Source organism: Chamaesiphon polymorphus CCALA 037 (genome assembly GCF_003003845.1).
Lineage (GTDB): Bacteria > Cyanobacteriota > Cyanobacteriia > Cyanobacteriales > Chamaesiphonaceae > Chamaesiphon > Chamaesiphon polymorphus.
Genome location: NZ_PVWO01000157.1, coordinates 1 through 11,303, shown reverse-complemented (window position 1 = coordinate 11,303; position 11,303 = coordinate 1). Strand labels below are relative to the sequence as shown.

The window sequence follows — 11,303 nt, the reverse complement described above, 5'->3', positions numbered from 1 at the left end:
TTGCTACTTACTTTCTATTCGTAGCTTATGCTCTTGTGAGCTTTTTTACCCACCTCCCCACTTTTCAAACATCCTCTTAGATGTATCCAAAAATTTAATATCTTAAATAGCTTGACTAATTTACCATTCGACCCCGAAACATTACCAACTCTAATCGAGCAAGGATATATTGCTCGCCAAACTCATCCCAGCTTACCGCTGACAATTTATAACTACACTGCCAAGGCTCAATACGATCGCTACTGGGTAGAGGCGACATTACACTGTCGCGGGTTAGTCTTAGATGCCGATTATCGCCCGATCGCCAGACCTTTACCCAAGTTTTTTAATCTCAGCGAATATCAAGGTAATTTGCCAGATGGCGTACCAGAAATCTACGAGAAGCTCGACGGATCGCTGATTATTCTGTTTTATTACCAAGAGCGGTGGGAAGTGGCTTCAAGGGGCAGTTTTGCTTCAGAGCAAGCACAAATGGCACGGGTATTATTCGCTAATTATGCAGCCGATTTAGATAAACTCGATCGAGCGTATACCTATTTATTTGAAATTATTTACCCTAGCAATCGGATCGTTGTAGATTATGGCACGGCACAGCGATTAGTCTTATTAGCTGCGGTACATACTCAGACAGGCGCAGAATTAGACCTAGTGCAGGTAAACTGGCTCGATCGAGCGCAGACTTATCCTGCGACGACTCTACCCGACTGGATTAAATCGATCGAGGCAAATCAAGCCGAACTAGCCAACCACGAGGGTTTCATTCTCAAATGGCCGAATGGCTTTCGGCTCAAATACAAACTTGCCGATTATGTCCGACTGCATCGGATTATTACCCGAGTTCAAGCCAAAGATATTTGGGAATGCCTCAGCCAAAACCAGAGCCTAGAACAGTTTCTCGATTCCGTACCCGATGAATTCTACAACTGGGTCAAAGATACCAAAATCGAACTCGAAACAAAGTATCGCGAAATTGAAACCGAATGCCAGCAAGCCTTCAAAGATCTAGGTGACAGACGTCAAACAGCCATGTATTTTCAAACCCAGAAATATCCTGGCGTCTTGTTTCTGATGTTAGACGGTAGAGACTACAGCCAAGTCATCTGGAAACTCATCAAACCCAGCTACGAACGTCCGTTTCGAGTAGAGGAATAGGTTGGGAGTTGGGAGTTGGGAGTACAAACACAAAGGACACGTGTATCCCAACTCCCAACTCCCAGCTTCTAACTCCCTGTCTTGTCTTGTCTTGATTCGCTAAACCGTCGGGAAAACCGACGTTGGCTTTGGCGAAGCCTGCCGTAGGCATAGCCTCTGCGTTAGCAGATACGCGAGCCGCAACTCCCAACTCCCAACTCCCAACTCCTAACTCCCAACTCCTAACCCTTATGTCCCTCAAACTCATCCTCACAAAAGGCTTACCCGCAAGCGGCAAGACTACCTGGGCGAAAGAATATATCCAAAAACATCCTGAGACTGCGAACTTATGCAAAGACGATCTAAGATTGCAACTGAGCGGTACGAATAAACGCGAAAAGAGGATTATTAAAGTCCGCGATCTGCTGACAGCGCATTACTTCGAGCAAGGTTATTCGGTAATTTGGTCGGATACAAATCTCAATCCCGTCCATCTGCGCCGAGCGACAGAATTAGCCGCACAATATGGAGCCGAACTGAAGATCCAAGATTTTACCGATGTACCGTTAGCTGAGTGCATTCGGCGCGATTTAGTCAGAGCCAATTCGGTAGGGAAACAAGCGATCGAGCAGATGTATTATGATTATTTGCACGCACCAGAATCCCCACCACCGCGAGATCCCCAATTACCCGATTGTTATTTAGTCGATATCGATGGTACCTTAGCTATCAATCTGAGTCGTCCGCCGTTTGCATGGGAGCGAGTCGGTGAAGATGGACTCAATCAAACAGTGGCACAGACGATCGCCAAATTAGGCCGAGATACCGATATCGTACTCTTATCCGGTCGATCGAGTGTTTGCTATGACCTGACTGTTGCTTGGTTGAAAGAACACAATATTAACTACAAAGACCTATTCATGCGTCCGGCTGAGGACAACCGTCCAGACGATATTCTCAAATCAGAATTATACTATTTTCACATTCGCGACCGATACAATGTAATCGCTGTCATCGACGATCGCCCCAAAGTATGCAGAATGTGGCGAAATTTGGGCTTGAGCGTTTTTCAGGTTGGAAATCCCGACTACGAATTCTAGGTTGTCAGAACTAAATGTAATTCGATTGCATGAGTACTTACTGTAAGCTTACAAACTACCGAACGAGCAAAAATTAACATAGAAAAACTACCATGAGAGTAGCAAGAATTCATCTATCTTTGGGTATAGTAAGTGAGTAAACAGCCAAGTCTTGTCTCAATCGATGCTCGTGCAGTGCGATAGTCACAGTTGCGAACGATCCTCCCGGAACGGGAATCGTGCCGAAATAGTTGGCAGCGACGCAAAGCTCCAAGAGTGTATCGATCTAGAGCAATTCAAATGGTGAATTGTCTAATGCACATTTGCTCTCCTGCTGTCGATCTCACTCGTCGGTGCGATTTGCGATCGTGCAGCAAATCCGACTAAATCGAACTTCGATCGTCAGCAGCAATAGCTATTGCCCTGGCAAATTGTCTTCTGTTATTGCAATCTTGACAAATCTACCATTTATGTCAGAATCTCCCACCAAGTTGATAACCGGACCAACACTATACTTGCCCAAGCAGCAGATCGATACCCAAGTCCAAAAATTGTGTCAACAGGGTAATGACAGTGCATTTAGGGGCGAGCACGAGCGTGCGATCGAGTGTTATACTCAGGCACTCGCACTCGATGCCAGTTGCGTGCCTGCTTATTGTGCAAGAGGTGATTCATGTCTGGAGCGCAAAGATTATCGACAAGCTGAAGCTGACTATCTAACCGCACTCAAACTCAGCCCAGTGCTGGCGGCTGCCAATGGGGGATTGGCAAAAGTGTATTATGCAACCAAAGATTATCCCGCTGCTCTAGAGGCTTGTACTCGCGCTATCCATAGAGATCCCGAAAATTTGGATTTTTATCACACTCGCGCTTTAATTAATAAAAAACTCGGCGACGATCGGGCAATCCTCGTCGATTGTAAATTTATTCTCGAACAGCAACCTAGCAATATTTCCGCACGCTGGTTGAATGCTCGCGCGCATTTTCAGCTCGGTAGTTATCAACTGGCGATCTTTAATTTCGATCGGTACCTCAACCTCCAAGCTGAAGACTTTTATGCTTATTATTATCGGGGAATTTGTTGCGAGCGATTGGGTAATTTAGCCCAAGCAGCAATCGATCTAGATCGAGCGATCTCAATTGAAGATAATCTGGCAATTTTATATCGCCGACGCGGACGGATTCGCCAACAGTTGGGAGATTTTACAGGTGCGATGTCAGATTACGATCGGGCGATCGAACTCGATCCGCAAATGGCACAAGCCTACAGCAATCGTGCCGATATTTATATCAACCGTGGCGATTATCCTCGCGCACTGCTTCAGTGCAACCAAGCCATCCGGTTGAATCCTCAGCTTACCACCGCTCACTATCAGCGCGGGGTGATCAATACCGAAGTGGGCAATCTTCATGCGGCGTTGGCTGACTATCATCGACTGGTGCAGCTCGATCCTCAAGATATCAATGCCTATATTCAACGGAGCTGGATCTACTTTCGCCATGGTGAATATCCCGCTGTAATGGAAGATTGCGAACGCGTACTCTCGATCGATCGCAACTCGATTCCGGCTAATTATTTAATGGGAGTAGTACAATCTCTATCTGGATTCAAGCAAGAAGCAATTTTTAGTTTGACAAAGGTGATGGATTATCAACCTAGTTTTATTTGCGCGCTGTACCATCGCGGCTTATTACATCACGATCTCAAAAATGAAAGCAAAGCGATAAGCGATTTCGTACTCGCTCAAGAAATTCAAAACCTCGGTTTAGACGATACGGTCAAACGAGATGAGACGGGATTGTATGCTGAAGGTTTGGCTCTATATCATATGGGACACCCCGATACGGCGAAAGTGATTCTCCATCAAGCAGCCCTAGTCGCCCAAAAGCTCAAAAGTGCTGTTTTTCTCCGTCAGATCTTGTTTACGATCGAAGCACTTGGTATGGAGTGAGTAAAGTTTGAGATCGATTATCGCTAACGATCTAGTCAACAGTGTTTTCCACAGTTATTTCTAATATTTCTAGAGCTTATCGCTATTTACAAATTTACTATATTTGAAAATTTTAAAGATGGCTATTGTATATTAAAAATCCAAATAGTCGTGTAAATACGGAGCCAATTTCTAAATCTTTTAGTTAAGATTAAAAAAAGTTCCCGCTCGATACTTGTAGTATCGTTTATGTATCTTGAATTACCACCCAATATTCAGAGTAAATTTCTAAACATACACCCCCTATTAGAGTAGCAATTCTTAGTAGTGGAGCGAGTATGGCTGAAGTTATTAACTAGCAGCATGACATTTACTTAAATTGATTTTTTTAAAAGACACCCCGGTTATGTCGAAACCCCATTCTCCTTCTACCACTCCAGAATTTACCGCTCAACCTGATGACTCAGATATTTTAGGTATCTCTGCTCCGGCTGCCAAGCCACCAGCAGCAGATCCAGGCACATCTTCGGCGTCTAGTGAAGATCCCTGGGGAGATGAGGATACATCGCTCCAGCTCCAACAGCGTTATGCTCCAGACTTAGATGATGAAGATCCTTGGGCTAGCGATACGCCGACTACACCGCCAGTAATTTTACAGCGTTATATTCGCCCGCGCTCTACTGTCCAGCCAGCGGTAACTACCGCCCCAACCGTCAAAAAAGACCCGCCCCAAGAGCGCAATTCTCGCCCTGCACCCACTGCCGCCGCAACCACTAATCCAAAGCCAGCCGCAACTCAACCAGCCGTAGCTCGACAACCCGTAAATACACCGACTGTATCGAATCGCGTTACAACTCCCGCCCCCAACATCGATTCCCCAGCAATTACTGGCAATGATTTGGCACTCAAATACTGTGAAAGTGGCCGGAAGGCACTTGTCGCCAAAAATTATGCCCAGGCTAGATCGTCATATAAAGTGGCGATCGAATGGAGTCCTAATTTAGCCGCAGCTCACAGTGGGATGGCGCAAATTTGCTTCGAGGTCAAAGATTATGAAGGTGCTTTAACCGCTTGGGATTTGGCAATTAAATGCGACCCCACCCAATTAGACTTCTACTATCAGCGCGCCGCGATCGCCAAGTTATTTAAGAATTACTATCAAGTTTTAGCAGATTGTAAATATATCCTCGAGCGCAATCCCGAACACGCTGCCGCTCGCTGGTTGAATGCTGTTGCCCTAGTCAAGCTAGAGAACTATCAAATTGCTTTAGATAGCTTAAATCTGCATATTAAAAGTTATCCACAAGATCCTAATGGTTACTGTTATCGAGGTATTTGCTACGAAAGATTGGAGCGACTACCGCAAGCATTAGCCGACTTAGATCGAGCAATTTCATTACAACCCAATCAGCCAGTATTTCATCACGCGCGCGGACGAACTCGCCAAAAAATGGGCGATCTCCAAGGTGCATTATTAGACTTCGATCTGACGATCGCCCGCAAACCTCAAGCCGCAGTTTACGACGATCGTGCCGAAGTCCACCGCTGTTTGGGCGATCGAGAAGCAGCCCGGAAAGATTGCGATCGGGCGATCGAATTAAATCCGAAATTTATTAATGCCTATTTTAGACGCGGCTTAGTATTTGTCGAGCTTGGCGATCTCGAATTAGCATTGTTAGATTTCGACTTGACGATCGATTTCGATTATCAACATACAGAGGCTTATATTCAAAGAAGCTGGGTGCATTTCCGCCAAAATAATTATCGCCGAGCTAAACAAGATTGTCAGACAGTTAAAGGGATCGAGCCTACTAACTTTTGGGCTAATTATATCGCTGGAGTCGTCGATAGTTTATCTGGGTTAAAACATAGCGCGCTCAAAAATTTCACCGCAGCAATTGAGATAGCACCAAATTATGTTTCGGCTCGCTACCATCGGGGTGTCGTTTATCACGACTTGGGCGATACCCGCAAAGCTATGGCTGACTTCGAGCAGGCTCGATCGATTCAAGATCGCGGGCTAGAACGATTGGTCGATCGCGATGAAACTGGTTTTTATGCTGAGGGGCTAGCACTTTATCATATCGGCCAATCAGAAGCCGCTCGCACGGTACTGATTTTGGGCGCACTATCTGCCAAACGCTTTAAGAACCCCAGCTTTCACCAGATTATGCAGAACCAAATCGAGAAACTAGGACTAGCTTCTGGCGAACTCGCAGAAACGGCATCCAATTCTTGCTCGTTGCCAGCAAAAGGCTAGCACCTAGCCTCAAATGCTATAATAAAACACCATTCCGACTAAAAATCGACCGACTTGGCTTCGGTAGAGCCATTTGTTATGACTAAGAAACGTGTTTTATCTGGCATTCAACCAACTGGAAATTTACATTTAGGTAACTATTTAGGCTCGATTCGCAATTGGGTCGAGCAGCAACATAATTATGAGAACTATTTTTGTGTAGTCGATCTTCATGCGATTACTGCGCCCCACGATCCGCAAACTTTAGCTACAAATAGTTATACGATCGCGGCTCTCTATTTAGCCTGTGGCATTAATATTGAAGATGCCAGTATTTTTATTCAATCTCATATTCCTGCCCATAGCGAACTAGCTTGGCTCCTAAATTGCATTACGCCATTGAATTGGTTGCAAGATATGATTCAATTCAAAGAAAAGGCAATTAAGCAGGGCGAAAATGTTAATGTCGGATTGTTAGATTATCCCGTCTTAATGGCTGCGGATATTCTTTTATATCAAGCCGATAAAGTCCCAGTTGGCGAAGATCAAAAGCAACATTTAGAATTAACTCGCGATATTGCCGTGAGATTCAATCATCAATTTGCCAAGAAGCAGCCAGTATTAAAATTACCTGAAGCTCTAATTCAAGCTGATGGAGCTAGAGTAATGAGTTTGACAGATGGCACTAGAAAAATGTCAAAATCCGATCCGTCAGATCTGAGTCGGATTAATTTATTAGATCCGCCCGAACTAATTCAGAAAAAAATTAAAAAGTGTAAAACCGATCTCGAACGCGGATTGAGTTTCGACGCCATCGATCGACCCGAATGTCGCAACTTGTTGACACTATACATGCTGATGTCTGGCAAAGCTAAAGAAGCAGTCGCCACCGAGTGTCAGGATCTAGGCTGGGGTCAATTCAAGCCCCTACTGACAGAAGCCACGATCGAACACCTCCGCCCGATTCAAACCAAGTATCAAGAAGTAATGGCAGACAAAACCTATCTAGAATCCGTTCTCCGCAACGGTAGAGATCGCGCCGCCACCATTGCCGATCGCACTCTCGCTGATGTTAAAGCGGCGATGGGGTTTTCGGTAATGGGTAATGGGTAATGGGTAATGGGTAATGGGTAAAAGAACAATTCTCTCCCCGTCTCCCAACTCCCCGTCTCCCAACTCCCAACTCCCAACTCCCAACTTCCATCCCCCATCTCCGATATGATGGAAAATGTAGTTCCCCAGGTGCGATCGTGAACAATTTTCGGCAAGCTGCAACTGCTGGTGAGTTCCTAATTACAGCGGAAGTCGCTCCGCCTAAAGGTGGAGATGTAGCTCACATGGTGCAGATGGCGAACTGTCTTAAAGGACGCGTTCATGCTGTCAATATTACCGATGGGAGTCGAGCGGTGATGCGGATGTCGCCATTTGCGGCGTCGCTGATCTTGCTCCAGCAGGGCATCGAACCAGTGTGTCAATTTGCCTGTCGCGATCGCAATCGGATCGGACTTCAGGGCGACTTATTGGGCGCACATGCCTTGGGCATCCAGAATATTTTAGCCCTCACGGGCGACCCAATTAAAGCAGGCGATTATCCCACCGCTAAGGCCGTATTCGACCTAGAAGCCGTCAGATTGTTAAAAATCGTAGATAATCTCAATCGCGGTCTCGATGGCAACGACAAGCCCCTTCCTGATGGGGCTGTAGATTTATTTGTCGGTGCAGCGGTAGATCCGCAGAGCAAGAGCCTATCTGGCTTACAGCGACGATTCGAGCAAAAAGTAGCCGCAGGTGCCCAATTTTTTCAAAGTCAGCTCATTACTGATTTTGACATCCTCGATAAATTTATGGATCGCATTGCCAGTGCTTATCACAAGCCAGTATTGGCCGGAATTTTTCTGCTCAAATCTGCTAAAAATGCCGAGTTTATCAACCGGAACGTACCAGGGGTAGATATTCCCCAAGAGATTATCGATCGATTGGCGCGATCGCCAGAACCACTCCGCGAAGGGATTGCAATTGCCGCCGAACAGGTACGACTAGCCAGCAAACTTTGTCAAGGCGTGCATTTGATGGCTGTCAAGCGCGAAGATCTGATCCCCCAAATCCTCGATTTGGCAGGGATCGAGCCATTGAATCTCGAATCCTAGCTTTTGTTAGAGGGTGGAGGTTAAGGAGTAATGAGTTGGGAGTTGGGAGTTGGGAGTTGGGAGTTGGGAGTTGGGGAGTAAAAAACACTCCATTACCCCTTCCCCATTACCCATTACTCTCTACTCATTACCCATTACCCATTACCCATTACCCATTACTCCCTACTCATTACTCCCAACTCCCAACTCCCAACTCCCAACCCCAACTCTCTACCCTCTCATTTAAAAAAATTTCGCTGACAATGAGATCTCTGGGTGCTGGTTGGGGAACAGTATAAACAGCATATCGGGTATTCCACCAGACCCAAACTGCTCACCAGCTAACGCTTACTGAATACTGTCAAATGAGTTTTAATTTTGCATACCTATCGGGAGGTAGACTTTACCTTAAATTGGGTCAAGCCAATGTCCAGACGATTATCAGTGAGTTTGGGCAAGCAGTACAGCAACGCGAGTTCCAGACGCAGCAGCGCAATGGCTGGAAGCAAAAAAGTATGACAGCAAATTTGATGTCTGGGGGGATGCCCACAGATGGAGATCGGCATCGCGCCGCTAGAGGTGAAGCTCCATCGTCGTCAAACGTTTCTGTTGCCGTACAAGGTGTTTGTCCGACTAGTGCCGATCGTTTACTTTATACCCTCGAAGCTGGAGAAGTAGGCGGGATTTTTGCACTCGAACGGTTTGCTGGCACGATCGATGTATTGGGTAAAGCCACACCCTTAGATACTCGCCCCAAAACCAGAGAAAAAAGATTATTCCACAGTGCAGATTTTAAAGTCGATCGAGTCGATTTTCATCCCGAGTATCAATTAATTGCCTGTGCGGCAATCGCCAAAGATGGTAGCGCAAATATTGCGACAATGCCTGTCAATTCCGTCCATCTCGTGCAGGCAACTGAAGGCGACTCGATCGATCTGGCACCCAAATGGATTCCGGGTTTCCGCAAAGCGATCGTCTTTCAGTCCTCGGGCATCGGTCGCGATGAGGCGGGTTATATTGTCGAACAAAGGCATTCGACGATCGAGCAACTCGATCTCGATCGACAAGAAGTCGTAACGCTCGCCAGCGACCCCAAATACGATCTCCTCAGCCCCCAAATGACTGCCGACGGCACTTTATACTATATCCGCCGTCCCTACGTGCCCTTGCGCCAGCGAGCGCGGTTTTCTCAAGTACTCAAAGATACTCTGCTGATTCCCGCACGTCTAGTTACAGCAGTATTTGAATGGCTGAATTTTTTCACCCGCCGTCATACTGGTAAATCGCTCCTGGCAATACCCCAACCCCGCCGAGGCAGAGCCAACCAAATGCTCTTACTGGGTCGCTGGGTCGATACCGCCGCTCAAATCGAGCGCAATCGGCGATTTGGCGATGCTGATTCTCCCGCCATTGTCCCTCGTTCGTGGGAATTAGTCGAGCAATTCCCACACCGCGAACCAAAAGTCCTCGATCGCGGCGTCTTAGCTTTCGATATCGGTGCAGACGGTCAAATCGTTTATAGCAATGGTAGTGCTGTTTATGGCGTCCTACCCGGTGGCGTCGCTCAGCGACTAATCGTCGATAATTCGATCGAGCAAGTGGTCATTTTGGATCTGGATAATCATCTTAATTAGTGAATAGTGGATAGTGAATAGTGAATGCAAAAGTTCTTTTTCTCTCAATTGTACATCCACCCATCTACTCATCCACTCATCTACTCATCCACCCATCCACTCTTCCGGAATTCTCGATCGCGCAGTGTAGTTAGCATTGAGGATGGTGAGAATTGTCATCATCTGCAACAACTTATTTTGTGTGTGTGAGTCACAATTAATGGAAAGCATTGGATCGCGCGATCGATTTCCTCAGTTATTTGCCGGATTAGCCTTATTATCTGCTTCAGCGATCGCTAGCTCATTTTTATGGGCGGGAGCCATTGGCAATATGAAGCGAGTGGATGACGCCTTGGTCATTACTGGTTCTGCCAAACGTCCGATTAAATCAGACTACATTGTCTGGCGAATCTCGCTGACAAGTCAACAACCCACTACTCAGGCTGCTTATCAACAATTGACAAGTTGGATCGAAAGGGTTCAAGCTTATCTCAAAGCCGCTAACGTTCCGGCGAGTGAGATTTCGCTCGGTTCGCTATCGACAGTCTCGGTACCTGAAGTGATTAACGGTCGAGAAACAGGCAAAACACTTGCTTCTAGACTCACTCAACAACTCGAAATTCGATCGACTCAAGTCGATCGTTATGCGAAACTATCGCAGGAAATTAACTCCCTAATTAACGAAGGAATCGGCCTTACCTCCGAGCCACCAGAATACCTGTACAACAAACTCAGCGAACTACGGATCGAGATGGTGGCTGAAGCTACTAAAGATGCCAAAGCCAGAGCCGAATCGATCGCCCAAAGCACTGGCAACCGCGTCGGTCGCGTTCGCAGTGCCGATACTGGCGTATTTCAAATCACGCCCCGCTATTCAACTGCGGTGAGTGGTGAAGGTAGATACGATACTAGCTCGATCGACAAAGATATTACCGCCGTAGTCTCAGTAAAATTTGGCATCGATTAAATAAGTTGCACTCATCCTCTCGCCCTCTTTTCAATCCAACGAAAGTACTAGGATCGAAAATCCCCTCCTCGGAGGGGTGCCCATAGGGCGGGGTGGGTAGATCTCCGCAGCAACTCATACCAAATCCGCTTCACAAAACCTTTTTTGCGATCGAAAACCCAGGTAGGTGGCCCTCACCCCGCCATCGCCTGTGGCTCTGGCTCCCCTCTCCCAAGCT

General features: G+C 46.6%; 8 protein-coding genes. All 8 read left to right on the top strand.

The window, feature by feature from the left end; all coding sequences use genetic code 11:
* The first annotated feature begins 111 nt into the window (after positions 1-111).
* The 8 genes from C7B77_RS13600 to C7B77_RS13565 all read left to right on the top strand — a co-directional run bounded on the left by C7B77_RS13600 (position 112) and on the right by C7B77_RS13565 (position 11,086).
* Positions 112-1,152 carry an RNA ligase gene (locus C7B77_RS13600; RefSeq protein ID WP_181243860.1) on the top strand — a complete coding sequence of 347 codons (1,041 nt, stop codon included), beginning with the start codon at positions 112-114 and terminating at the stop codon, positions 1,150-1,152.
* Between the two features lie 122 nt (positions 1,153-1,274).
* Complete coding sequence (locus tag C7B77_RS13595; protein WP_146138313.1) at positions 1,275-2,231, top strand: phosphatase domain-containing protein; 957 nt, start codon at positions 1,275-1,277, stop codon at positions 2,229-2,231.
* Positions 2,232-2,518: 287 nt separating this feature from the next.
* Entirely contained in the window at positions 2,519-4,162 is a 1,644-nt protein-coding gene (locus tag C7B77_RS13590; RefSeq protein ID WP_146138312.1) for a tetratricopeptide repeat protein, read from the top strand.
* A gap of 385 nt (positions 4,163-4,547) precedes the next feature.
* The gene (locus C7B77_RS13585) at positions 4,548-6,401 is read left to right on the top strand and encodes a tetratricopeptide repeat protein (protein WP_106305514.1); all 1,854 of its coding nucleotides are present in this window, start codon (positions 4,548-4,550) and stop codon (positions 6,399-6,401) included.
* Between the two features lie 78 nt (positions 6,402-6,479).
* Positions 6,480-7,493, top strand: a complete 1,014-nt coding sequence (gene trpS / locus C7B77_RS13580; protein ID WP_106305511.1) for a tryptophan--tRNA ligase — start codon at positions 6,480-6,482, stop codon at positions 7,491-7,493.
* Between the two features lie 137 nt (positions 7,494-7,630).
* Positions 7,631-8,527: a methylenetetrahydrofolate reductase gene (locus C7B77_RS13575; RefSeq protein ID WP_106305508.1), complete on the top strand. Its 897-nt coding sequence runs from the start codon at positions 7,631-7,633 to the stop codon at positions 8,525-8,527.
* Positions 8,528-8,871: 344 nt separating this feature from the next.
* Positions 8,872-10,140, top strand: a complete 1,269-nt coding sequence (locus C7B77_RS13570) for a TolB-like translocation protein (protein WP_146138311.1) — start codon at positions 8,872-8,874, stop codon at positions 10,138-10,140.
* A 199-nt stretch (positions 10,141-10,339) separates the two neighbouring features.
* Positions 10,340-11,086, top strand: a complete 747-nt coding sequence (locus C7B77_RS13565; RefSeq protein WP_106305527.1) for an SIMPL domain-containing protein — start codon at positions 10,340-10,342, stop codon at positions 11,084-11,086.
* Positions 11,087-11,303: the final 217 nt, after the last annotated feature.